The sequence below is a fragment of the Ursidibacter maritimus genome (assembly GCF_009761395.1).
Taxonomy (GTDB): domain Bacteria; phylum Pseudomonadota; class Gammaproteobacteria; order Enterobacterales; family Pasteurellaceae; genus Ursidibacter; species Ursidibacter maritimus.
In genome coordinates, this window is sequence record NZ_LEKN01000035.1 from 92,662 (window position 1) to 117,943 (window position 25,282).

The 25,282-nt window shown below is 36.7% G+C and carries 26 protein-coding genes and 1 riboswitch; of the genes, 22 read left to right on the forward strand and 4 right to left on the reverse strand.

Annotation, left to right across the window (positions count from 1 at the left end):
* Positions 1-42: 42 nt before the first annotated feature.
* From A1D26_RS07685 to A1D26_RS07720, 8 genes are all read left to right on the forward strand, one after another.
* Complete coding sequence (locus tag A1D26_RS07685) at positions 43-1,065, forward strand: hypothetical protein (RefSeq protein ID WP_157403464.1); 1,023 nt, start codon at positions 43-45, stop codon at positions 1,063-1,065.
* Position 1,066: 1 nt separating this feature from the next.
* Positions 1,067-2,329, forward strand: coding sequence for a DNA (cytosine-5-)-methyltransferase (dcm, locus tag A1D26_RS07690; RefSeq protein ID WP_157403465.1), 1,263 nt, complete (start codon positions 1,067-1,069; stop codon positions 2,327-2,329).
* Positions 2,330-2,531: 202 nt separating this feature from the next.
* The gene (locus tag A1D26_RS07695; protein WP_157403466.1) at positions 2,532-3,593 is read left to right on the forward strand and encodes a Fic family protein; all 1,062 of its coding nucleotides are present in this window, start codon (positions 2,532-2,534) and stop codon (positions 3,591-3,593) included.
* A gap of 148 nt (positions 3,594-3,741) precedes the next feature.
* Complete coding sequence (locus A1D26_RS07700; RefSeq protein WP_157403467.1) at positions 3,742-4,581, forward strand: DUF72 domain-containing protein; 840 nt, start codon at positions 3,742-3,744, stop codon at positions 4,579-4,581.
* Between the two features lie 71 nt (positions 4,582-4,652).
* Complete coding sequence (locus A1D26_RS07705; protein ID WP_157403468.1) at positions 4,653-5,117, forward strand: hypothetical protein; 465 nt, start codon at positions 4,653-4,655, stop codon at positions 5,115-5,117.
* 420 nt (positions 5,118-5,537) lie between these two features.
* Complete coding sequence (gene tgt, locus A1D26_RS07710; protein WP_157403469.1) at positions 5,538-6,695, forward strand: tRNA guanosine(34) transglycosylase Tgt; 1,158 nt, start codon at positions 5,538-5,540, stop codon at positions 6,693-6,695.
* The gene (locus tag A1D26_RS07715; protein WP_157403470.1) at positions 6,688-7,200 is read left to right on the forward strand and encodes a hemerythrin domain-containing protein; all 513 of its coding nucleotides are present in this window, start codon (positions 6,688-6,690) and stop codon (positions 7,198-7,200) included. The genes tgt and A1D26_RS07715 overlap by 8 nt, the downstream gene beginning before the upstream one ends.
* Positions 7,200-7,418: a sulfurtransferase TusA family protein gene (locus A1D26_RS07720; RefSeq protein WP_157403471.1), complete on the forward strand. Its 219-nt coding sequence runs from the start codon at positions 7,200-7,202 to the stop codon at positions 7,416-7,418. Before A1D26_RS07715 ends, A1D26_RS07720 begins: the two co-directional genes overlap by 1 nt.
* 95 nt (positions 7,419-7,513) lie before the next feature.
* Here A1D26_RS07720 and A1D26_RS07725 read toward each other — a convergent pair whose 3' ends face one another.
* Positions 7,514-9,019 (reverse strand): Na+/H+ antiporter NhaC family protein, encoded by a 1,506-nt coding sequence (locus A1D26_RS07725; RefSeq protein ID WP_157403472.1) that lies wholly within the window; start codon positions 9,017-9,019, stop codon positions 7,514-7,516.
* A gap of 134 nt (positions 9,020-9,153) precedes the next feature.
* Positions 9,154-9,335, reverse strand: a riboswitch (Lysine riboswitch).
* Between the two features lie 208 nt (positions 9,336-9,543).
* On the opposite strand from A1D26_RS07725, the gene A1D26_RS07730 reads away from it, so the two are divergent.
* From A1D26_RS07730 to tyrA, 12 genes are all read left to right on the forward strand, one after another.
* A complete protein-coding gene (locus tag A1D26_RS07730; protein ID WP_157403473.1) occupies positions 9,544-9,948 on the forward strand; it encodes an H-NS family histone-like protein in 405 nt (134 codons plus the stop codon).
* Positions 9,949-10,029: 81 nt separating this feature from the next.
* Positions 10,030-10,866, forward strand: a complete 837-nt coding sequence (gene purU, locus A1D26_RS07735) for a formyltetrahydrofolate deformylase (protein ID WP_157403474.1) — start codon at positions 10,030-10,032, stop codon at positions 10,864-10,866.
* A gap of 68 nt (positions 10,867-10,934) precedes the next feature.
* Positions 10,935-11,396 carry a ribonuclease HI gene (gene rnhA, locus A1D26_RS07740; protein ID WP_157403475.1) on the forward strand — a complete coding sequence of 154 codons (462 nt, stop codon included), beginning with the start codon at positions 10,935-10,937 and terminating at the stop codon, positions 11,394-11,396.
* A 230-nt stretch (positions 11,397-11,626) separates the two neighbouring features.
* Positions 11,627-13,216, forward strand: a complete 1,590-nt coding sequence (locus A1D26_RS07745) for an ABC transporter substrate-binding protein (RefSeq protein WP_157403476.1) — start codon at positions 11,627-11,629, stop codon at positions 13,214-13,216.
* 166 nt (positions 13,217-13,382) lie between these two features.
* Positions 13,383-14,336 (forward strand): ABC transporter permease, encoded by a 954-nt coding sequence (locus A1D26_RS07750; RefSeq protein WP_157403477.1) that lies wholly within the window; start codon positions 13,383-13,385, stop codon positions 14,334-14,336.
* Positions 14,336-16,294, forward strand: a complete 1,959-nt coding sequence (locus A1D26_RS07755; RefSeq protein ID WP_157403478.1) for a dipeptide/oligopeptide/nickel ABC transporter permease/ATP-binding protein — start codon at positions 14,336-14,338, stop codon at positions 16,292-16,294. The genes A1D26_RS07750 and A1D26_RS07755 overlap by 1 nt, the downstream gene beginning before the upstream one ends.
* On the forward strand, positions 16,294-17,100 hold the full coding sequence (locus A1D26_RS07760) for an ABC transporter ATP-binding protein (RefSeq protein ID WP_157403479.1): 807 nt from the start codon (positions 16,294-16,296) through the stop codon (positions 17,098-17,100). Before A1D26_RS07755 ends, A1D26_RS07760 begins: the two co-directional genes overlap by 1 nt.
* A gap of 309 nt (positions 17,101-17,409) precedes the next feature.
* Positions 17,410-18,072, forward strand: coding sequence for a Bax inhibitor-1 family protein (locus A1D26_RS07765; RefSeq protein WP_157403480.1), 663 nt, complete (start codon positions 17,410-17,412; stop codon positions 18,070-18,072).
* Between the two features lie 59 nt (positions 18,073-18,131).
* Positions 18,132-18,470 carry a TusE/DsrC/DsvC family sulfur relay protein gene (locus A1D26_RS07770; RefSeq protein ID WP_157403481.1) on the forward strand — a complete coding sequence of 113 codons (339 nt, stop codon included), beginning with the start codon at positions 18,132-18,134 and terminating at the stop codon, positions 18,468-18,470.
* A 26-nt stretch (positions 18,471-18,496) separates the two neighbouring features.
* Positions 18,497-19,531, forward strand: a complete 1,035-nt coding sequence (locus A1D26_RS07775) for a glycosyltransferase family 9 protein (protein ID WP_157403482.1) — start codon at positions 18,497-18,499, stop codon at positions 19,529-19,531.
* Between the two features lie 39 nt (positions 19,532-19,570).
* A complete protein-coding gene (locus tag A1D26_RS07780) occupies positions 19,571-20,632 on the forward strand; it encodes a 3-deoxy-7-phosphoheptulonate synthase (RefSeq protein WP_157403483.1) in 1,062 nt (353 codons plus the stop codon).
* Between the two features lie 2 nt (positions 20,633-20,634).
* Complete coding sequence (tyrA, locus tag A1D26_RS07785) at positions 20,635-21,756, forward strand: bifunctional chorismate mutase/prephenate dehydrogenase (protein WP_157403484.1); 1,122 nt, start codon at positions 20,635-20,637, stop codon at positions 21,754-21,756.
* A gap of 175 nt (positions 21,757-21,931) precedes the next feature.
* Here tyrA and A1D26_RS07790 read toward each other — a convergent pair whose 3' ends face one another.
* The 3 genes from A1D26_RS07790 to efp form a co-directional block, all read right to left on the reverse strand.
* Positions 21,932-22,510: a thymidine kinase gene (locus A1D26_RS07790; RefSeq protein WP_157403485.1), complete on the reverse strand. Its 579-nt coding sequence runs from the start codon at positions 22,508-22,510 to the stop codon at positions 21,932-21,934.
* 53 nt (positions 22,511-22,563) lie between these two features.
* Entirely contained in the window at positions 22,564-22,782 is a 219-nt protein-coding gene (gene zapB, locus A1D26_RS07795) for a cell division protein ZapB (protein ID WP_157403486.1), read from the reverse strand.
* 130 nt (positions 22,783-22,912) lie between these two features.
* The gene (gene efp / locus A1D26_RS07800; RefSeq protein WP_157403487.1) at positions 22,913-23,479 is read right to left on the reverse strand and encodes an elongation factor P; all 567 of its coding nucleotides are present in this window, start codon (positions 23,477-23,479) and stop codon (positions 22,913-22,915) included.
* A gap of 183 nt (positions 23,480-23,662) precedes the next feature.
* Between efp and A1D26_RS07805 the strand changes: the two genes are divergently transcribed.
* Both A1D26_RS07805 and epmB read left to right on the forward strand, forming a co-directional pair.
* Positions 23,663-24,235: a hypothetical protein gene (locus A1D26_RS07805; protein WP_157403488.1), complete on the forward strand. Its 573-nt coding sequence runs from the start codon at positions 23,663-23,665 to the stop codon at positions 24,233-24,235.
* A 6-nt stretch (positions 24,236-24,241) separates the two neighbouring features.
* Positions 24,242-25,240, forward strand: a complete 999-nt coding sequence (gene epmB, locus A1D26_RS07810; RefSeq protein ID WP_394370203.1) for an EF-P beta-lysylation protein EpmB — start codon at positions 24,242-24,244, stop codon at positions 25,238-25,240.
* Positions 25,241-25,282 lie beyond the last annotated feature (42 nt).

Genomic DNA, 25,282 nt, shown 5'->3' on the forward strand with positions numbered 1-25,282 from the left:
CTTACTTTATACAAATTTTATGATTAAATTTAAGGAAATTATATGAGTACTATAGAAGAATTATCATCAAATGCTTGTAATTATTGGTCTACAGAATTATCAATGGAAGCAGCTAAAGAAAGCACTCTAATGCCATTATTGGAAACACAAGATGCTTTCCTTAATATATTAAAAACTGCAAATATTGATCCTTATGCGTGGAAAGAGATGATTAAGTTTAATACTCAATTATCTAGCAATCTGTTTTTAAAACATTTAATGGTTTTATCTGATATTGGTGGAGAAAGATTACAAAGATTTAGTAAGGACTTTGAAACATTATTCCCTAATAAAAAATTAGAATTTCAATTTAACAATCAGCAATACAGTTACGATTTTAAAAGCTGCAAAAATGGTAATACTGTTTGGACTAATAAAAAACTGCGAGTAGAAAAATCCTTATTACTAGAAAATAATAAAGACTTTTCAGAAGAAATGTTTGATGTTGTGATGTTACTACTATGGGGTGCAAGTGTGACTAATACTGAAACATTACCAGATGAAATTTTAGAAAAGTGTGTTATAGGAAGTTTAATTGGTAATTCTGAATTATTAGAAAAGTTTGTAAAAGAACGTTATTTGTATGTGAGTAAACAAACTGGAGGCTCAACTGCAAATGATTTAGGCTATGCCTGTGAAAGATTTGTGAAAAAGAAATTACAAGGCTTACTACCAAAACATTTTAATTTTGATGGTCATACATTAGCAAATGTGAGTCAAAATAAACAAAATCTGACTAAGTTTGATTTAGTGATTAAGAATGAGCAAAACAACAAATCAATTGGTATTGAAATTAGCTTTCAAGTTACAACTAACTCAGTTGTTGAACGTAAGGCACAAAACGCTCAAAATCGTCAAACTTTAGCTCATAAATATGGTCATAAGGTAGCTTACATCATTGACGGTTCAGGTAATTTTCAGAGAAGAAACGCAATAAACACAATTCTAAAATATAGTGATTGCACTGTAAATTTCTCAGATAGTGGCTTGAAAAAATTAGCAAAATTTATTATAGAAAATATTTAATATGGTTAAATTTATAGATTTATTTGCAGGAACAGGGGGAATCCGATTAGGTTTCGAGCAAGGATTAAATGAGCTAGGGATCAAAACTAAATGCGTTAAAAGTGCTGAAATTGATAAAGCAGCTTGCCAAACTTACCAACTTAATTTTAATGAAGATCCTTATTGTGATGTAACAACATTAGATGATATTGAACCATTTGATGTTTTATTAGCAGGGTTTCCGTGTCAGGCTTTTTCTTCAGCAGGCAAACAGTTAGGGTTTCAAGATACTAGAGGAACACTGTTCTTTGATGTTGCTAGGTTGATAAAAAAATATCAACCTAAAATGTGTTTTTTAGAAAATGTCAGAGGCCTGGTTTCTCATGATAAAGGAAGAACATTTAATATAATTTTGAATACGTTAAAAGAATTAGGATATTTTGTTGAATATAGATTACTTAATTCAAGTAATTTTGGTGTTCCTCAAAATAGAGTAAGGATATATATTATTGCCACTAAAGCCGAAAAACCAAAATTAACAATCCAATCTGATGTTGGAGCAGTAGACTCACATTCATTCAAGGATAATATTCAAAGTAATCTTTTTAAAGAAGATAATTATCTATTAGTTAAAGATATTTTAGAAGATAACCCTGAAGAGAAATATAATTGTTCTGATTCATTTTCAGGTAGTTTATTAAAAGCATTAAAATATGATGAGAGTAAAATTCATGGATTACGTTTAATCGATAGTAGAAATGGAAATTCTTTACACTCTTGGGATTTAGGGTTGAAAGGAGAGTGTACTACTAATGAGATTGAATTTCTTAATCTTTTAGTGGCGAATAGAAGAAAAAAAATTTTTGGTACTCATCAAGATGGAAAAGCATTGGCTAAGGAACAAATTAAAACATTTTATTTTAAAGATGATATAGACGAAGTTATTCAGTCATTATTAAATAAACGTTATTTAAAAGAAAATAATGGGCTATATAACTTAGTTACAGGAAATATGTCTTTTGAAGTATTTAAATTCCTTGATCCTGAAAGTATTTCTATTACCTTAACAGCTTCTGACTCTAATAGACTAGGTATATATCATAAAAATAGAATACGCCGTTTAACACCTAGGGAATGTGCAAGACTACAGGGATACCCAGATTCCTATGTTTTACCTTTACAGGATAATTTTGCATATAAGCAATTAGGAAATGCTGTAAGTGTTCCTGTTGTTAAAGCTCTGATAAAAGATTTTATGTCCCAAAATGAAAAAGTTTTCTATTAAGGAATTTATTTGGTTGTAAACACAAACACCGATGGCACTCGTCTTTGACGAGTGCTAAACTCTAGTTACACAAATGCACCCGATAGCGCCCGTCTCCTGATGGGTACTTTTTCTTCACAATCTGTAAAGTTTCATTTTCTATTCGACAAGCGTTCAACAAGCGGTTAAATTTACCCAAAATATTGCACAACGGAAATACAGAATGACTAAAGATCCTTTTGAAGAATATATCCGCCATATTGAAGCGGATAAAAAGGAAAAGAGCTATGCTTGGCAAACGGCAATCGGGTTGCAGCAGGTTGATGGGTTAAAGCCGTCTCAGTATTTGATTAGTACAGCGATTAAAAATATTGAAGGTGAGATTTCCATTGATACGGCAGAACAATGGATTAGCCAATATTATGAAGAAAATCCGTCATTAACCAGCGAAAATCGCACAGAAGAAGCGGACAAAGTTTCAGTGCGTATTGCGAAACTGCTGTCGGAGCCTGCTTTTTCGTTTAATGCCAATCAATATTTAGCCATTCATACATATCTGTTTAAAGATATTTACTCTCACGCGGGGCAAATCCGTACTTATAACATTACCAAAAAAGAATGGGTGTTAGAGGGCGAAACGGTGGTATATGGTATGGCGTCTGAATTGAGAAATACCTTGGAATATGATTTATCACAGGAGAAAAATTTTAGCTATCGTGGGCTTTCTCTTGAAGAAATTATGATGCATTTAGCTACATTTATTGCACGTTTATGGCAAATTCACGTCTTTGAGGAGGGCAATACTCGCACCACAGCGGTGTTTTTTATTAAGTATTTAAAAACATTAGGTTTTAATGCAACTAATGCGATTTTTGCTGAAAATGCGTGGTATTTCCGTAATGCGTTGGTACGAGCAAATTATAATAATCTTGCCAAAGGAATTTATGAAACCAATGAATACTTGCTTTTATTTCTGCGTAATTTGTTATTAGGCGAAAACAATCTACTAAGCAATCGCCAGTTGCATATCAATAGCGATCAATTTCTTAAAAAACAGGACATTGAGCAAAATCCTGACGAAAAAACAAGACATTCAGAGAAAACACAGAAACATATCACCGCACTTTCTCAGGTTTTAGCTAATCGTATTTTTTCACGAATAGATGTAGTTAATACACTTCATCTTTCCGCATCTGCGTCATCGGAATTGATAAAGAAAATGTTAGAAATTAAAGTCATTGAAAAAGTCGCAGGGCAAGGCAAAGGGAAATATCGATTTCGATAAATCGCAAAATATGGAATAAATCTGACCGCTTGTAAGCACCAAGTATTTTGCGATCCCACTTGAAAACTTCATCTTTCCATTCGACAATCTCCCCCACAAGCGGTTACATTTACTCAACATTTTGCAAATTAAAAACAAGATATTAAAAATGCACTCATCCCACATTTACATCGGCACAGGTGGTTATAGCGATACGGATTTAGTCGGGACGCTTTATCCGTTTGGTACCGATAAAACAGACTTTTTGTCCATTTACAGCCAGCATTATGACACTATTGAAATCAATAGCACTTTTCACGCACCGATAGGGGCTAAGGCGTTACAAGGAATGGTGGAAAAGGCGGAAGGGCGGTTGCAATTTTCGATTAAACTGCATCAAGATTTTAGTCATAAGCGAACGGCGACAAAAGAACAAGCTCCTGCTTTTTTGAAAGCCTTACAACCTTTGGTGGAGCAAAATTGTTTGGCGAATTTATTTATCCAGTTTCCGTCTAGTTTTGAACGGCATCTTGCTAATCGTTATTATCTGGCGGAATTAGTAGGGTGGTTTAATGATTATCCGCTGGCGATAGAATTTCGTCATCGGAGTTGGCATATTCAGTCGGTATTGGACTATTTCCAAGGTAAGCAAAACCTCATTTGGTGTAATGTGGATTATCCACAAAATATTGGTTTACCTGCCTTTCAATTTTATGCCAACCAGCGTACCGCTTATTTACGCTTACATGGTCGAAATCCGAACTGGTGGAAGGCTCAATCCGCCCAAGAACGCCACGATTATCGTTATAACGACATAGAATTACAACATTTAGCAGCATTGCTTCATCAACACAAAGCGGAGTTTGATCAGCTTTATCTCTATTTTCAAAACACCACCAATAGTCATTCGTTCTACAATATCGCTAAATTGAAAGTGTATTTGGCAGAATATGGCTTTGTGGTAAAGCCTACGCCTGAATGTTTAATGGGGCAACAGAGTTTGTTTTAATGAGATGATTATCTTATTTATTTCCGCTATGATAGCGTGCTAATCGGTGATGATTTTCTCGGAATTTTATAATGAACAAAATTAAACTTATTTTATTTACTTCAACGCTAGCAAGCTTATTTGCTTGTACGGATACTTCCCCTACCAAAACAGCTAAAACAGGCTATTTGAAAGCGAATATTAGTCAATCTGAATTAGCAAATCCTACGCTCTATAAGCGTTATTCTTATACTTGCCGTAATTTTCAAACTGGTTCAAGCTCTTATTTATCGACTTATTTTCCGCTATCGAGAGAAAGCAGAATGAAGGAAAATTTTGGTATCTATTTCCAATTAGATGGCGGTAAGGCAGAACCTTTCGATCACATTGAAAATAGGGCACTTAATGCTCGAGGTTCTCGTTTTGAAGTGATTTATCGTTCATATCGTGCGATTGAAGGGGCATATGTAGATTTGGTGGCGAGTGAATATAAATCTATCTACTATAAAAACCATCAAGGCGTAAGAACACAATGGTTAGACTGTCGAGAGAGCTAATTTAATTCCCCATAACGTTATTATGGGGAATTAACGTTTCATTTGAGACTGTTTATTCCTGTATTTTCTTCAAAATAACAATTTCTTTCGTGAGCAATTTCAGCTTTGATATTGAATGCTATCGCACAATTTTCACCTTATAAATTACTTGATAAACCCTTCGGCTTTCAGTTTTCGAGAATTGAGTATTTGCCGAATAAACTAACCTCATAACCAGCAGTTTTTCGATGTCAATTAACTCAAGATAATGCAAGCGGTAAGTTTTTCCGAATCTTTTGCAAAAAATAACTTAAAACTTACCGCTTATGATTTCAAGCTGAATTTTAGTGGTAATTAAGCTATACTACGAAACTAACGGTCGCAGTAGAGCCATTTGCTCTTACTGCGTTTTATTTTACAAACTGTTTATTTGTAGGAAAAATGAAGTACGAATTAAAAACAACCAGTGGAAATGCTCGTCGTGGGCGTTTGACATTTTCTCGCCCTAAAGGCGAATTTCACGTTGAAACTCCAGCTTTTATGCCTGTAGGGACGTATGGCACAGTAAAAGGTATGACACCTGAAGAAGTGGCTGCAACAGGGGCACAAATTTTATTGGGGAATACTTTCCATCTTTGGCTACGCCCTGGGCAAGAGATTATGCGTCAGCACGGTGATTTACACGATTTTATGCAATGGCACGCCCCTATTTTAACGGATTCAGGTGGTTTCCAAGTATTTAGCTTAGGGAAATTGCGTAAGATTAAGGAAGAAGGGGTTTGTTTCCAAAATCCGATTAGTGGCGAAAAAGTTTTCTTATCACCAGAAAAATCAATGGAAATTCAGTACGATCTTGGATCAGATATTGTGATGATTTTTGATGAATGTACACCTTATCCTGCTACTTTTGATTATGCTAAGCAATCAATGGAAATGTCATTACGTTGGGCGAAACGTAGCCGAGATCGCTTTGATGAACTTGAAAATCCAAATGCACTTTTTGGCATTATTCAGGGGGGCGTTTATGAAGAATTGCGTAAGATTTCCGTAGAAGGCTTAGTTAATATTGGTTTTGATGGTTATGCTGTTGGAGGTTTAGCGGTTGGCGAACCTAAAGAAGATATGCACCGTATTTTAGAGTATGTTTGTCCACAAATTCCTGCAGATAAACCTCGCTATTTAATGGGCGTAGGTAAACCAGAAGATTTAGTAGAGGGTGTTCGACGTGGAATTGATATGTTCGATTGCGTAATGCCAACCCGTAATGCTCGTAACGGACATCTCTTTGTCAGCAATGGTATTGTAAAAATTCGCAATGCAAAATATCGTAATGATACAACCGCTCTTGATCCTGAATGTGATTGCTACACCTGCAAAAACTACACTAAAGCTTATCTTTACCATTTAGATAAGTGTGGCGAGATTTTAGGGGCGAGGTTGAATACTATTCATAATTTACGCTATTACCAACGCTTAATGGAGCAAATTCGACAAGCGATTGAAGATGATCGTTTTGAGCAGTTTGTGGTAGAGTTTTACCAAAAAATTGGTAAAGAAGTCCCACCATTACAAATCAATCAGGAAAATGAAAATGCTTAATTTATCACCGCAACAGTTTGCTAGCTGGGAGCAACCGATTGATATGCTTTATGCTTGTCATAGTAAAGTGAAAAGTTTTTGCCGACAGCTACAAATATTACCAGATTATATTGAACAAAACGGATGTAATCAGGCGGTACAGAATGATGTAAAGCAGATCTTAAATTATTTTAATCAATCTGCACCTTTGCATCACGATGATGAAGAAAAGGATTTCTTCCCCGCTTTAATTAAGCAATTACCTGAAACTCAGCAAGCAGTGGATACGTTAGAGGAACAACATCACGATCTGCATCATAATTGGGATTTATTGTCACTTCAGTTAAACGAGCTATTACTAGGGCAACGTAAAAATGTAGATCGCGAATTAATTGCTCGTTTCGTTGCAGGTTACGATCAACATATTGCGATTGAAGAACCATTATTTGAGCTTGGTCGTATGCATTTAGCACAAGATGAACTTGATGCAATGGGTAAAATAATGGCTGAACGCCGTAAAACCTGATGGATTATCAACTCGATCTTACCGCCTACTCTTGCCCTTTGCCGTTATTGATAACTAAAAGGGCTATTCAGCAATTGAATAAAGGGGATTGTTTATTATTGAAAGTTTCCCCTTACATTATTTTTTCTGATTTTGAATTACTTTGCCAGCAACAAGGCGATTTGTCTATTACTCAGAAAGCTAACAATAAATATGAATGGCTAATTAATAAAAATTAGGTAAGGGTTATTGAGAAAATAAAATCGGTCAGTTTTGTCATATGTCTTGTAAAAGAAAATGCAAAACTGACCGCTTATTTTATGTAGAATTTAGGTTATTTCTTCGCTTTTAATACAATAAGCAGGATTGCCATAATCACAGCGGTTGCAACAAAACCAGTTAGTGCTGATTTTGTGAAACCTAATACTAAGTAGCCGATAGCAGAAGCAACGGCAACTAATATTGCATAAGGGAGCTGTGATGTTACGTGATCCATATGGTTACATTGTGCCCCTGTAGAAGATAAAATGGTAGTATCTGAGATTGGTGAGCAGTGATCGCCACATACCGCACCAGCCATTACCGCAGACATACAAGGAATGAGTAGGGTAGCATCTACATTTACTGCCATTCCTGCAGCGATTGGTAACATAATACCGAATGTTCCCCAGCTTGTTCCTGTTGCAAATGCCATTACTGTTGCAAGTGCAAATAAGATTGCAGGTAAAAATGCAGGATCGATTGTGCCAGCAACCAATGTTGAGAGATAATCTCCAGTGTGCATATCTTTAACAACACTACTGATTAACCACGCTAAAACTAAAATTGCAATAGCACCAAACATTGATTTACAGCCTAACCAAATTGCTTTTGGATAGTCTTCTGCTTTAATTAAACCTAATGTACAGAGAATTACTGCAATGACCCCCGCAGAGCCACCAATAACTAAAGATAAATTTACATTAGTATTTTCAAATGCACCTAATAGTGAGAAGGTTTCTAAAGCCTCTGCACCTGTATAGATCATTGAAGTCACTGTTGTGATGATTAACACTAAAATAGGTAAGATTAACGCATAAACACGTCCTTTTGTTTCCACTTCCTTGTTTTCACTTTGTGGCTCAGCATTTAATGCAGCACGTTCAAAACGAGCCATTGAGCCAATATCTAAAGAAGTGTAAGAAACAATAAAGACTAAAATTAAGGCAAAAATAGCGTAGAAGTTCATTGCACTCATTGAGATAAATGCACTCATTGCGGTGTATTCGGTAATGCTATAAGTTGCAAGCAGCCCACCGATAGTTGCAATAATAGATGCCCCCCAACTTGAAACAGGCATTAGCACACACATTGGTGCTGCGGTTGAGTCTAAAATATAAGCAAGTTTTGCTCGAGATACCTTAAATTTATCAGTAACAGGGCGTGCAATAGCACCAACGGCTAAACTGTGGAAATAGTCGTCAATAAAAGTTACAAATACTAAACAAGCCGTGAGTAATTTTGCTCCACGACGATCTTTAATATGTTTTTTTGCCCAGTTAGCAAAAGCTTGATTACTGCCTGAATAGGTGAGTAGAGAAGTGAAAATACCTAATAAAAGTAAGAAAATTAGGATCTGAACTTTGCCGAAAGAAAATTCTCCATCAGCATAAACTAAAGCAACGGCAATATCTTTTAAATAACTAAATCCGCCAGGAATATCGGAAGAGAGCATAAATGCACCAACAATAATACCAACCCCTAAGGATAGTAATACTTTGCGTGTTACAATAGCTAAAATAAGGGCTAATGCCGCAGGGACAACAGACCATATCGAGCTTGAATAATCAATTAAATTCATAAAACCTCTAAAAAGATGACTTAGTAATAAATGTTATCGTCAAACAAAATAGAAGAGAAACTACTGAACACCATTATCTAAATGGTATAGAAAGAAAAGGCGGTAATATGAAAGACCATAAATAATGAACCGACCCTAACAGTAGCGCTCCGTAATAACTTATCTTTAAATTATCACGACAGTGTCGTTCCTTTCGGTAACGACCCCAACCAATTACATTGACACATAATTGATTTCGGCAAATACCCCTTTCATTTTTCTTCACCGTTTTCCACTCAGAAAAAGTACTTATTGTATTTGCACCTCTACAATTTGCAGGACGGTAATAGATTACCTGAAGAATAGCGCTTTGCCAATAGTTAAATGTTAAATTTATTTAGCAAGAAACTGCTTTATTATGTTTCATAATTATTAGAAATTTATTTATTAGATATTTACCTTTAAATAATCTTAGGTTAAGATAAAAACATTATAGAAATTTTATTCTTAATAATGTTAAATCAAATTTATTTAGGAGATAATAAATGTCTGAAGTTTTAAAAACATTATCTAATATTCGTAGTTTACGCGTTCTTGCTCGTGAAGTAACGCTTGAGCAGTTAGAAGGCTTACTTGGAAAACTCACAATCGTTGTTGAAGAAAAACGTGAAGTGGTAAAAGCAGAAGAAGCAGAAGTAGCAAAACGTTTAGAGAGTTTAAATAAATATCGTGAATTATTAGCTCAAGATGGTATTTCTGCAGAAGAATTAGCATTATTATTAGGTTCATCAACAGAATCTAAAAAACGTGAACCTCGTACACCACGTCCAGCAAAATATAAATATGTTGATAATGGCGTAGAAAAGACTTGGACTGGTCAAGGTAGAACACCAAGTGTGATTCAAAAAGCATTAGATGCAGGTAAATCATTAAAAGATTTTGAAATCTAATTATTCTTAGATTGAATATAAAAGAGAATTCATACAAAATGAGTTCTCTTTTTCCATTTATACATAGATAAAATTAACACAATGATTGAAAATAAAATTTTATTAACAGAATGTCCTGATGATACTGGATTAGTCGCAAAAATAACGAATATTTGTTATAAGCACCAATTAAATATTGTTAAAAATAGCGAATTTGTAGATAGCGATACTCGCCGTTTTTTTATGCGAACAGAATTAGAAGGTATTTTCAATGACCAAACGTTACTCGCTGATCTGCAATTTACCTTACCAAAAGGTTCTAGCTATAAATTAGTGCCGCAAAAACAGAAGCGAATCGTAATTTTAGTAACGAAAGAAGCACACTGTTTAGGTGATATTTTAATGAAAACCTATTACGGTGGTTTAAATGTAGAAATTGCCGCAGTAATTGGTAATCACGATACGTTAAGAAGTTTGGCAGAGCGTTTTGATGTGCCTTTCCACTTAGTAAGCCATGTGGGCTTAACCCGAGTAGAACACGATAAATTATTAAGCGACAAAATTGATGAATATGCACCAGATTATATTGTACTTGCAAAATATATGCGTGTGCTAAACCCCGAATTTGTTGAACGTTATCCTAATCGTGTGATCAATATTCACCATTCATTTTTACCAGCTTTCATTGGTGCCAAACCTTATCAACAAGCTTATGAACGTGGTGTAAAAATTATTGGTGCTACAGCTCATTTTATCAATAACGAACTGGATCAAGGCCCAATCATTATGCAAAATGTGATCAATGTCGATCATACCTATACTGCAGATGCAATGATGCGAGCAGGACGTGATGTGGAGAAAACAGTACTTAGCCGAGCATTAGAATTGGTATTAGCAGATCGTGTGTTTGTGTATCAAAACAAAACGATTGTGATGTAATACTATTTTTGCAAAAAATAGGGCAAATCTTACCGCTTATTCACTTTTGAAATACGATTTATTACATAATGAAAACCATTGAAATTTTTACTGATGGCTCTTGCTTAGGTAACCCTGGAAAAGGGGGCATAGGTGTGCTATTACGCTATAAAAATCACGAGAAGACCTTGAGTAAAGGCTATCACCTGACCACGAATAACCGAATGGAGTTATTAGCGGTTATTGAAGCCTTATCAATGTTGAAAGAGCCTTGTTATATAAGGCTCTCTAGCGATAGTCAATATATGAAAAATGGTATCCAAAAGTGGATAGTAAATTGGAAAAAAAACGACTGGAAAACGAGTAACAAAAAGCCAGTTAAGAACCAAGATTTGTGGATGTTGCTCGATCAAAAAATTCAAGTTCACCAATTAGAATGGCTTTGGGTAAAAGGACATTCAGGGCATCGTGAAAATGAAATTTGTGATCAGCTTGCTCGAGAGGCAGCAAGCAAGCCGACTTTAGACGACAGCGGATATCAGCCAGACTAATTGTTACTTTTATGTTTAATTTCGTGATGTAGATCACAAATGTAAACTCTCAATTAGACAATTTATTGACATACTCTTTGACAATGTTATGATGTTTTTAATCCATTTTTCTTTTGGATTTTGGTTAATTCACTCCAAAATTTAAAACTGGAAATCAAGCTCTGTGATAGTTCTTGAGTTTATGAACTTGAACATTTTTGTTTAAACACAACACCGTTAAGGAGTCTATTATGGCTAATCACTTTGAACATAATGAATCTCGCCGTGGCTTTATGAAGTTAGTTGCTGGCGTAGGTGCTGGTATCGCATTCAGCGGTACCCTTGGTTCTCTTTCATCAAAAGCATATGCTGCACCAGCAGCAGGTTCAACTATTGAAGCGGGTATTGCTTATCCACTTTCAACAGGTTTTGACCCAGCAACAGCAAGTGGTGCATCTTCTTTTGCAGCAAATATGCACTTCTTTGAAGGTTTAGTTGATTTACACCCAGCAACTCGCCAACCATATCTTGCACTTGCAGCAAAAGAGCCTGAGCAAGTTGATGAAACGACTTGGCGTGTAACTTTACGTGAAGGCGCAACCTTCCACGATGGTAAACCTGTAACGACTGAAGACGTTGTTTATTCTTACCAACGTGTTTTAGACCCTGAGAAAAAATCACTATTTGCTCAATTTGTACCATTTATTGATTCTGTTAAAGCAGTTGATGATAAAGTGGTTGAGTTTAAACTTAAATATCCATTTGCTATCTTCAAATTACGTTTAGGTATTGTGAAAATTGTACCGAAACACGTTGTGGAATCAGTTGGTCAAACCGCATTTGATGCTAACCCAGTAGGTTCTGGCCCATATAAATTCGTATCAGCAGTAAAAGATGACCGTATCGTCTTTGCAGCTCACGAAGCTTATAACGGCCCATACCCAGCTAAAGTAGAGAAAATGAGCTGGTTCTTATTATCTGATGATGCTGCTCGTGTGACAGCACAAGAATCAGGTCGTACACAAGCGATGGAAAGCGTACCGTATTTAGATGCAGAACGCTTAAAACGTAAAGGTAAAGTAGAATCTGTACAATCATTTGGTTTACTCTTCTTAATGTTTAACTGTAAGAAAGCACCATTTGACAATCCAAAAGTACGTCAAGCATTACACTATGGTTTAGATACACAAAAACTTATTGATGTTGTGTTCTTAGGCAATGCGAAAGCAGCAACTTCTTATGTACAAGACACTCACCCAGATTATGTGAAAGCATCTAGCCAATATGATTACGATGCGAAAAAAGCAGCGGAATTATTAAAAGAAGCGGGCGTGGATAAATTAGAATTCCAATTACTTTCAACAGACCACTCTTGGGTGAAAGAATGTGCACCGTTAGTGCTTGAGTCTTGGAATAAAATCCCAGGTGTTAAAGTAACCTTACAACATTTACAATCAGGTGCATTATATGGCGGACACGTTGATAAAGGTGCGTACGAAGTTGTAATGGCACCGGGTGACCCATCAGTATTCAGTAACGACTTAGACTTACTCTTAAGCTGGTGGTATCGTGGTGATGTATGGCCGAAAAAACGTTTCGGTTGGTCAGAAACTAAAGAGTATGCTGAGTTACAAGGTTTACTTGATATTGCAGTTAAAGCTAAAGAGCCTGCAGAAGCTAAAGCAGCTTGGGAAAAAGCAATTAACATTATTGCAGAACAAGTTCCGCTTTATCCAATCGTTCACCGTAAATTACCAACGGCTTGGAATGATAAATCATTAGATGGTTTCCAACCAATTCCAACCACTGGTCTATCATTTATTGGTGTAGGTCGTAAATAATGACCTCATTTCCCACTCTTTCGAGAGTGGGAATAAGCTCTTTCATTTGAATATTTAAGCGGTTAGATTGATAACAAATTTTGCAAATTATTTTAAAAATGTAACCGCTTTTTCTTTGATAAACATTAACCTATCCAACGAACCTTTCCTGTAGTCGGAGAAAAAAATGGAAATCGTACTTCGTCTGTTATTACGTCGTTTAATGGCATTACCAATAATGATGCTTGGCGTAAGTGCATTAGTGTTCATTATTTTGCAATTCACACCGGGTGATCCTGCTACTGTCGCATTGGGCGAAAGTGCTAGTGAAGCAGCAAAAGAGTTATATCGTCAACAACACGGCTTGAATGATCCGCTTGTTGTTCAATACATTCGTTTTATCGGAAACGCATTACAATTTGATTTTGGAATGACAACTCCGCCAGAACAGCCTATTACTTCTCTTATCGCAAAAGCTTTCCCAATTACCTTACAATTAACATTTATTGGGGTATTTTTAGCTGCGGTTGTATCTTTCACATTAGGCGTGTTAGCTGCATTACATCGTGATAGCTGGGTGGACCAAATTATTCGTTTACTTTCTGTTGCAGCAGTTGCAACACCATCTTTCTGGTTGGGGATTTTATTGATTCAGTGGTTTGCACTTGAATTAGATTGGTTACCATCTGGTGGATTTGTGGAATTTAGTGAAGATCCGGCAGAATATATTCGCTCAATGGTACTTCCTTCATTAGCGTTAGCCGTTCCTGTTTGTGCATCATTGATTCGTGTTGTGCGTACCACAATGGTAGAAGAAATGGATAAAGATTATGTGCGTACAGCAATTGGTAATGGCGTACCTTATGCAACGGTTATTCGCCGTAATGTATTACGCAACGCGTTAATTACGCCTGTAACTGTACTCGGTTTACGTGTGGGTTATTTACTTGGTGGTGCAGTAGTTATCGAACAGATTTTTGACTTGCCTGGAATGGGTAAATTAATCTTCAACGGTATCGTCAATCACGATTTACACTTAGTACAAGGCGTAGTATTAACGATTGCATTTACCTTCGTATTAGTAAATATCATTGTTGATATTCTGTATCTTATCATCAATCCAAAAATTCGGAGTTTATAATGTTTCGTCAAGGATTAGCAGATCGACTTGCTTCTGGCGGTGCAAGATTCAAAGCATTATCAACCGCCTCCAAAATTGCATTGATTTTCTTACTGGTTGTTGCAGCCGTTGCAATTTTTGCGCCATGGGTGGCACCTTATGACCCGCTCCAAACATTACGCCCTGTGCAAGCACCAAGTGGCGAATATTTATTCGGAACAGACCGCTTAGGACGAGATATTTTCTCTCGCTTAGTTTACGGTGCACAAACCTCGCTCTTTATCGGCTTAGGTGCGGTAGGGATGGCGATTGTGTTTGGGAGTATCTTAGGGGCAACAGCCGCAACCGCAGATAAATTCGGTAATGAAGTGATTATGCGTTTAATGGATATTTTAATGGCATTCCCAGGTATCGCATTAGCTGCAGTATTACTTGCTACTTTTGGTAACAGCGTACCTGTCATTATCTTAACCATTGCGGTAGTTTATACACCACAGCTTGCTCGTGTTGTGCGTGCTAACGTGGTGTCGCAATGGGAAGAAGACTATATTCGTGCTGAACGCGTTATTGGTGGTAGCCGTACTTATATTCTTTTAAAACACGTTGTGCGTAATACCGCTGCACCAGTACTTGTATTCGCAACAGTAATGGTTGCTGATGCTATCGTATTGGAAGCTTCGCTTTCATTCTTAGGCGCGGGTGTACAACCGCCACATCCATCTTGGGGTAACGTGTTATCAGAAGGTCGTAACTTAGTGTTAAGTGGTTTCTGGTGGGCGACAACCTTTGCAGGCTTAATGATTCTTTTAACTGTATTATCGTTAAACATTTTATCTGAAGGTTTAACAGATGCTTTGGTTAATCCAAAACTTAAACGTAGCCCAACAGCAGCAAAAGAAGACGTGTCAAAACCGCTTTCAACTGATGTACAAGAAGCGATGGCAGAAGGTTTAGCATTAAAACGCTACTTATTAAAATTACAAGAGAAAGAAGTTACTCGTACCGATCGTATGCAAGTCAATCCAAATGCAAAACCGATTTTACAAGTGAAAAATCTTTCTATCCGTTTCCCTAATCGTTATGGCGAAACTCCACTTGTTGATAACATTAGTTTCACCGTTCACGAAGGCGAAACAATGGGCTTAGTAGGTGAGTCTGGTTGCGGTAAATCTATTTCAGCCTTCTCAATTATGGGCTTATTACCAAAAACAGCTAAAATTACAGGGGAAATTCTCTTTACCGACCGTAGCGGTCAGCAACACGACTTGCTCAAAACAGATAAATTAAATGAATTGCGTGGTCACGAAATTTCAATGATTTATCAAGATGCGTTAAGTGCTTTAAACCCATCAATGCGTATTAAAGACCAAATGCAACAACTTATTAGTCGTGGCGGTAAACAATCAGCAGAAACCCTATTGCAATGGGTAAAACTTGACCCAGAAAAAACTTTAAACCGTTATCCACACGAATTATCGGGTGGTCAAAGACAACGTGTGTTAATTGCAATGGCACTTGCTCGTGAGCCAAAACTCTTGATCGCAGATGAGCCAACAACCGCATTAGACGTAACTGTTCAAGCTGAAGTTATTAAATTGCTCAACGAATTGCGTGAAAAACTTGGCTTTGCAATGGTATTCGTAAGCCACGACCTTGCACTTGTTGCACAAATTGCTCACCACATTACCGTAATGTATGCAGGTCAAGTGGTTGAAGCTGCACCGACAACACCTTTACTCACTAACCCAACACACGAATATACACGTGGATTATTAGGTTCAGTGCTTTCAACAGAGTGTCGTGCAGAGCGTTTATATCAAATTCCAGGTAGTGTTCCATCGCCATTTGATTTTGCTGATGGTGACCGTTTTGCAAGTCGTTCATTACGACCAGATGCAAATCCAAAACAACGCTTGAAACTTGTTCCTGCAGGCGATCATCCGAAACATCTATGGGCATCACATTTGGAGGCTAAATAATGAGTATGAAACCATTAAAAGAACAGCCAATTATTGAATTGGAGGACATTGTTGTACAGTTCCCTTCTCGTGATGGCACGCTGTTCAATCCAAAGAAATTTACCGCCGTAGGTGGAGTAAGCTTAAGTGTTAGTGCAGGTGAAACTGTTGGCTTGGTGGGGCAGTCAGGTTGCGGAAAATCAACCCTTGCGAGCGTAATTATCGGTTTACAAAAACCGACCTCAGGCTCAGTTAAGTTTAATGGCTTACAAATGAAATACGGTAGCACCGAAGCACGTAAACAGTTTGGACGCCAGGTATCTGTAATCTTCCAAGATCCAGCAACTGCATTAAACCCAAGAATGCGAGTGCTAGATATTTTGAAAGATCCGATGGATATTCATAACGTCTTACAACCTCACGAACGTGAAAAACGTGTGTATGAATTGCTTTCTCGTGTTGGCTTACCACGCTCAGCGGCATTAGTTGAACCAACTCGTTTGTCTGGCGGGCAAAAACAGCGTGTTGCGATTGCACGTGCGTTAGCGTTAAACCCGAAATTGATCGTGGCAGACGAACCAACATCAGCATTAGACGTATCCGTTCGAGCACAGGTGCTTAACTTACTTGCAGATTTGAAAAAAGAGTTAAATCTTGCAATGGTGTTCATCTCACACGATTTACAAACAGTACGCCAAGTATCTGATCGTATTGTTGTAATGAATGGTGGGCTTATCGTTGAACAAGGCGAAGCAGCTGAAGTCTTCGACTTCCCACAAAAAGATTACACCCGCATTCTATTAGACGCAGCTCCATCGCTTCTCTAATAGATATAAGTGCTAACAAGCGGTAAGATCGTGCAAATTTTTTGCAAAATCTTACCGCTTTTTTATCAGATTTTGATAAGTTTTTGGCTTAAATTCGGGATTTAAGTCTGGTTGTAATTATCGGTACGCATATGGTTAGATTTTTCCTCCCATTGAGAATGGTGATATTTATGTAACCACGATAATCTAAAGCGTTATTTTCTAAAATAATGTGTTTTCTCTCGTCGGAAGATTGACATTCTGCTTAATAATCGCTACTTTAAAGCTTATTTTTAACCAAGTAATTACTTTTAATTTACAGGAGTTTTTATGCAAGAACGTTTAGTGACAAGTGCCAGAAGTGAATCATTAGTTAGCACTCATAAAGTGTTACGTAATACTTACTTTTTATTAGCACTGACACTCGCATTTTCATCTGTTGTCGCAGTCGCTGCGATGGTATTAAATCTACCTCGTTTACCTTGGTGGGGAATGTTGGTTGGTTTTTATGGCTTACTCTTTTTAACTCACGCAACAGCGAATAGTGCAGCAGGTATCGCTAGCGTGTTTGCATTGACAGGATTCTTAGGTTATAGCTTAGGACCGATTTTAAATGCGTATTTAAGCAATGGTTTAGGTGATGTGGTTGCATTAGCATTTGGTGCAACAGCATTAGTTTTCTTTGCTTGTTCAGCTTATGTATTAACGACTAAGAAAGATATGTCTTTCTTATCGGGAATGATGATTGCATTATTTGTGGTTTTACTAGTTGGTGTAGTGGCAAATATTTTCTTAGAAATCCCAGCATTAAATTTAGCAATTAGTGCATTATTTATTGTGTTCTCAAGCGGTGCGATTTTACTGGCAACAAGCAATATTATTCACGGTGGTGAAACCAACTACATTCGTGCAACTGTTGATCTTTATGTTTCACTTTATAATTTATTCGTCAGTTTCTTAAATATCTTCGGTGTATTAGGTAACGACGACTAATTAACCCTTAAATAATATGCCACAGAAATGTGGCATTTTTTATTTCTATAACATTGACTATGACTTATTTTATTGAATTAAATCAGCAAAAATTTGAAACGGATGAGTTTGGCTATTTAAGAAATTTAGATGATTGGTCTGAATTACTCGCAGTAGAGATTGCTAAAAAAGACCATCTTGAATTAACTGAAGACCATTGGGAAATTATCTTTTTTGTTAGAGAGTTTTATCAAGAATATAAAACCTCCCCAGCAATTAGAATGTTAGTTAAGGCACTTTCACAGAAATTTGGTGAAGAAAAAGGTAATAGTCGCTATTTACAGCGTTTATTTCCTGAAGGTCCAGCTAAACAAGCTACTAAAATTGCAGGTTTGCCCAAACCAGCAAAGTGTTTGTAACATCATATTTTTATTAGGAAATTCTAATGCGAACTGTTAAATCAATCTGTGTTTTACGCTTATCGGCAATTGGTGATGTATGCCATACACTTGCTGTTGTACAAGCCATTCAACGTCAATACCCTCATGCTGAAATAACGTGGATTTTAGGTAAGGCAGAAGCCACTTTAATGGCAGGCATTCCAAATGTAACTTTAGTTACTTATGATAAAAAAACAGGTTGGAAGGGTATTTGGGCATTGTGGCGACAATTACGCCGCAAGCGGTTTGATTATCTATTAAATTTGCAAACCGCATTTAGAGCATCAATGCTCTCTTTAGGTATTAAAGCGAATGTTAAAATCGGGTTTAATCGTGATCGTGCAAGGGAAGGACAGTGGCTTTTTACTAACTTAAAAGTAGAACAGACTGCATCACCACACGTTTTAGACGGACAAATGATGTTCGCAAAAGCAATTGGTGTAACAGATTTAAGTACGCAATGGTACTTGCCGATAAGTGAACAGGATAGACAATACAGCCAGCAATTTATTGAACCACAGAAGAAAAATGTGGTGATTGCACCTTGTTCTAGTAAAAAAGAGAAAGATTGGTTACCAGAACGCTATGCTGAGATTGCTAATTTTTTGTTAGAGCACAATATTAACGTGATTATTTGCGGTTCATCTTCCACTTATGAAATAGAAAGTGCTACTAAAATTCATCAACTTGCGCCTAAAACACTTAATATAGCAGGAATAACATCACTAAAACAGCTTGCATCAGTTATTCAGCAAGCAGATTTGGTCATTTCATCTGACTCTGGACCTGCACATATTGCGACCACACAGCATACACCGATTATTGGGCTTTATGCTATTCATAACCCGTTAAGAACAGGGCCTTACAACGATTTAGACAAAGTTGTTTCTGTTTACGATGAAGCTATTTTGCAAGAATATGGAAAATCTTGGCAAGATTTACCTTGGGCGACAAGAGCAAAGGGAAAAGATTTAATGAGTCGTATTAGCGTAGAACAAGTTAAACAAAAAATAGTTGAAACTTTTAATATAACCTTGTAAATTAGTGTGTAATATAAAATTTACAAAGGGGAAATTAAAATGAACACTGTATTTAATAAAGATAGTGTACACAATGTAAATATTGTTAATGAGAAATTGCTGTTAACTCCAAAAATGTTAAAGGAAGAATTTCCATTGTCAGAAAAAATAAAGCAACAGATTGAAAAATCAAGAAAAATAGTTTCAGATATTATTCATAAACGTGACACTCGTCAGCTTATTGTGATAGGACCTTGTTCTATTCACGATCCTATATCGGCTTTGGAATATGCTAAAAAACTTAAAGTTTTATCTGATGAAGTGTCAGATAAACTTTACATTGTAATGCGAGTTTATTTTGAAAAACCTAGAACAACAGTAGGTTGGAAAGGTTTAATCAACGACCCTAATCTTAATGGCACTTTTGATATTGAAAAAGGGCTGCGTGTTGCTCGCAAATTATTGTTAGAGATTGCTGAGCTCGGTTTACCTCTTGCTACAGAAGCACTTGACCCTATCACACCACAATATCTTGCAGATTTATTTAGTTGGTCGGCTATTGGTGCAAGAACAACGGAGTCACAAACGCACAGAGAAATGGCATCTGGGCTATCAATGGCGGTTGGTTTTAAAAACGGAACAGATGGAAATTTAACTGTTGCCATCAATGCGATGCAAGCATCAGCACAGGGCCATAGCTTTCTTGGTATTAGTCAAACAGGGCAGGTTACTATTTTACAGACGAAAGGAAATCCAGATGGGCACGTTATTTTACGAGGCGGTAAAACCCCGAATTTTGAAAATCAGTATGTGCAAGAATGTGAGCAAGCCTTGCGTAAAGCAAATTTACCAGAAGCAATCATGATTGATTGTAGCCACGGAAACTCAAACAAAGATTACTATCGACAAGCGATAGTGGCCGAAGATGTTTTACAACAATTGCTTAATGGCAATAAATCAATTATAGGCTTAATGTTAGAGAGCCATCTCTTTGCGGGTAATCAATCATCGGAACAACCTTTTGAGCAGATGAAATATGGCGTATCCATAACAGATGCATGTATTGATTGGCAAACAACAGAGACATTATTAACCCATTTTGCAGAGCAGTTAAGAAAATAAGTATGAATCCATTAGAACCGATTAGAGAACAAATAGATAAATTAGATCAACAGCTTATCGAATTACTTGCAAAGCGTTTAGCTCTAGTGGCAGAAGTGGGAAAAATTAAACATCAGTATGGTTTACCTATTTATGCACCAGAACGAGAAGCCTTTATGATCAATGCTCGTAGAGAAGAGGCTGAAAAGCGTGGTATTCCAGCTGATTTAATTGAGGATATTTTACGCCGAGTTATGCGAGAATCTTATGCAAGCGAGAATAAACATGGCTTTAAAACGGTTAATCCATCTATTCAAAAAATTGTGGTAGTGGGGGGGAAAGGGAAACTTGGTGGTCTATTCGCTCGCTATTTTGTAAATTCAGGCTATCCTGTTGCTGTTTTAGATAAAGATGATTGGCATAATGCTACAGAGATTTTACATAAGGCTGATTTGGTTTTGGTTTCTGTGCCGATTGATCACACTTTACCGACGCTTGAAGCATTAAAACCTTATCTGACAGAGAATATGATCTTGGCTGACCTGACGTCTGTTAAAGCTCAACCGTTGGCAAAAATGCTTGAAATTCATCAAGGAGCAGTAGTTGGTCTTCACCCAATGTTTGGGCCTGATATTGCAAGTTTTGCAAAACAAGTGACCGCTTGTTGTCATGGACGTTCTTCCGAAAAATACCAATGGCTATTAGAGCAGATTCAGATTTGGGGTGGGAAAATCGAATATATTGATGCGAAAGAGCACGATCACGCAATGACTTACATTCAAGCATTACGCCATTTCTCAACCTTTACGTATGGTTTACATCTTTCACAGCAACCTATCAAACTCTCGCAATTATTGGCATTATCTTCGCCAATTTATCGCTTAGAATTAGCAATGATTGGACGCTTGTTTGCTCAAGATGGGGCATTATATGCTGATATTATTTCAGATAAGCCAGAAAATTTAGCGGTTATTGAATCTCTTCAGCAAAGTTTTGCTGAAAGCCTAGCATTCTTCCAGCAGCACAATAAACAGGGTTTTATAGAAACTTTTGAAAAAGTGCATCAATGGTTTGGGGAATATTCAGAACAATTCCTCAAAGAAAGTCGTAATTTATTACAACAAGCGAATGATTTAAGGGGCTAGCTTTAGATACAGCTAGTGATACTACAATTTGTAACATTGAATAGTATTGTGCTTTCCAAGTCTCTGAAAATTGGAATATTGGTGGTGTGAACAATTTTTATCTCTGTTTTTTATTACACCACCAAAACAAGTTTTAGATAATTCGTGAGAAATACTGTGTCTCTAAGGTAGATTTTTATTTAATGAGTTTTTCTTTGTAATGACGGCGACAAACAGAGAGATAAGTATCATTCCCCCCAATTTGAATTTGTTCACCATCTGCAATGGCTTCGCCTTGCTCATTAAGGCGAATAACAAAGTTCGCTTTTCTACCACAATAACAGATTGTTTTTAACTCTTCGAGTTGGTCTGCCCAAGCAAGAAGATATTGGCTACCCTCAAATAATTCTGCTCGAAAGTCTGTTCTTAGTCCATAGCATAGAACAGGAATGTTGAATTTATCAACAATTTCACTGAGTTGATAAACTTGTTCTTTCGTTAGAAATTGTGCTTCATCAATTAAAATACAGTGTAATGTCTGCTTTTGAATGTGGGCTGAAACTTCACTGAATAGATCCGTTGTAGTATGAAATAAGGCAGCTTCTTGAGATATACCAATACGAGATGCAACTTTCCCTACGCCATATCGGTCATCAATAGCAGCAGTGTAAACAAGTGTATTCATACCACGTTCTTGGTAGTTATAAGAAGACTGGAGCAGGGTTGTTGATTTCCCTGCATTCATAGAAGAATAGTAAAAATAGAGTTTTGCCATAGTTATAAAGAAAAACGGCTAATCAATATTAGCCGTTTTGATAATTTGTGAAATTAAACGTTATCAATTTGACCTAAAAGGGAACGTAAGCGGTCTTGGAAACCTTGATGCTCTGCTTTTAATTGTTCGTGTTCTTGACGTAGTGTTTCATTCGCAAGATTAGCTTCATCATTCTTCCCTTTTAATTCTTCAACTTCTAATTGAAGTAATTGAATGGTTTCAACAGCTTGTTTAATTTTGCCTTCTAATTGATCTAAAATAGTTACTGACATAAATGTTCCCTCTTTTATAATGTACTTGATGTGAAAGATTTTACTCTAATACGACACTGTTTTCATTATAAAGTTTTGAAATAATGATAAAAAAATCCCCTAACGAATGTCAGGGGATTTTTTCATCTTATTATTTTACGCGTGAAACGTATTCGCCAGAGCGAGTATCAACTTTAATCACTTCACCGATTTGTACGAAAAGTGGTACACGAACTACAGCGCCAGTGCTTAATGTTGCTGGTTTACCACCAGTACCTGCGGTATCACCTTTTAAACCAGGATCAGTTTCAACAACTTCTAATTCAACAAAGTTTGGTGGAGTTACACCAATTGCAGAACCGTTCCATAATGTGATGATACATTCCGCTTGATCAACTAACCATTTATCGTTATCGCCTAATGCTTTTGCATCAACAGAAATTTGTTCAAAAGTTTCTGGGTGCATAAAGTACCAGAAATCTTCATCTTTATAAGAGTAATTGTAGTTGTAATCAACAACATCAGCGGCTTCAACAGAAGTACCTGATTTGAAGTTGATCTCTAATACTTTACCAGAAATAAGTTTACGGATTTTTGTACGGGTAAATGCTTGACCTTTACCTGGTTTCACGAATTCATTTTCAACGATGACGCAAGGTTCGCCGTCTTGAATGAATTTTAAACCTGGTTTAAAGTCGTTAGTGCTGTAACTAGCCATTGTTATCCTCAAAATAGATAAATGAAATGCCTGAATTGGCAAGGTTTATAAAAAGACGTATATGATACAACAAAATCAAAAAACTTTTAAAAATTTATTTATAATGGCGAGAGATTTATTTTTAGGTATAATCCGCAATCTTTTTAGCATTTAATTTTTCTCTTACATTTACAAGGATATTTAATGAAAAAAGTCATTACTGTGACAGCGATTGCTCTCTTTTCCCTTTCAACAATTGTCGAAGCTAAACGTGGCGGTGGAATGCGAGTGGTAAAAACAAAACCAAGTACGCAACAATCTACTTCTCAACAAAAGAATCAGCAAGATGCTGATTTTAACAATACTCCACAACAACCCGCTGGAGCTGCACAACAAGTTCAATCAAATGGTAATCGAGCAGCAAATTTCTTAACAGGGGCGGCGGCTGGCTATTTATTGAGTGATATGCTTTCACCAACAGAAGCACAAGCTCAAGAGAATAAGCAAGTAGAGAATAAACAACAAGCGGTGGATTCAGCTCAACAATCTGCAAATCCGGTTGCTCAACTTAATCAACAGGTACAAAATGTACCAACGATTCAAGCATTTAAATCTATTGATCCGCAAGATCCAAATTTAATTGAGAAAACTCCTGGTTATTCTCGCTATTGCTTAAACGGTGTTCAGTATCTAATTAGTGCGACTAACAATCAACTTCCACCAACGTTGATGGTGGACAAAAATAATACTCCTGTACAATGCATCATCACGCAATAGGGCTGAATGATGCAAATAATTGACTCAATCAAACCGCTATGGTTAATTGATTTAGCCCAAGCTTTTAATGATCCTAAGTCATTACTCGAATTTTTAGAGCTTGATTCTAAAGAGTTTGAGCAAGATATTGACGCTCGGAAATTATTTGCATTACGAGTTCCTCGCCCATTTGCAGAAAAAATGCAAAAAAAAGAGCGGAATGACCCGCTCTTTTTACAAGCGATGTCTCTCCAACAAGAATTTATTGCGGTAGATGGGTTTGTAAAAGATCCCCTTGAAGAGCAACATTCACCAGCCCCAAATATTCTGCATAAATACCATAACCGTTTGTTATTTATGCTTAAAAATAGCTGTGCCATCAACTGTCGCTTTTGCTTTCGCCGTCATTTTCCTTATGATGAAATTAAAAGTGGTAAAGAGTCTTGGCAACAGAGTATTGATTATATTGCTGCTCATCAAGAAGTCGAAGAAGTGATTTTGTCTGGTGGGGATCCGTTAATGGCGAAAGATCATGAAATGGATTGGCTTTTAACCAAGCTAGAACAAATTCCTCATATCAAAACATTACGAATTCATAGCCGATTACCTGTGGTTATTCCAAATCGTATTACCGATGAATTATGTCACCGTTTTGCAAATTCTCGATTGAACATTGTATTCGTGGCACATATCAATCACGCCAATGAAATTGATGATGTTTTTGCACAAAAAATGCAAATGTTGAAAAAAGTGAATGTCACGTTACTTAATCATACAGTATTACTCAAAGGCGTGAACGACAATCCAAAAACTTTAAAAATCTTGAGTGACAAGTTGTTTAGCTACGGTATTTTGCCTTATTACCTTCATCTGTTAGACAAAGTAGAAGGTGCAAGTCATTTCTATATTGATGATTATCAAGCAGCTCAAATTTACAGAGAATTGCAACGTACTACGTCAGGTTATTTAGTACCGAAATTAGTGCGAGAAATTGCCTTTGAGCCGAATAAAACGCTGATGGGGTAGTTGGCATAAAAAACAAGCGGTCAGTTTTTCAGAACATTTTGC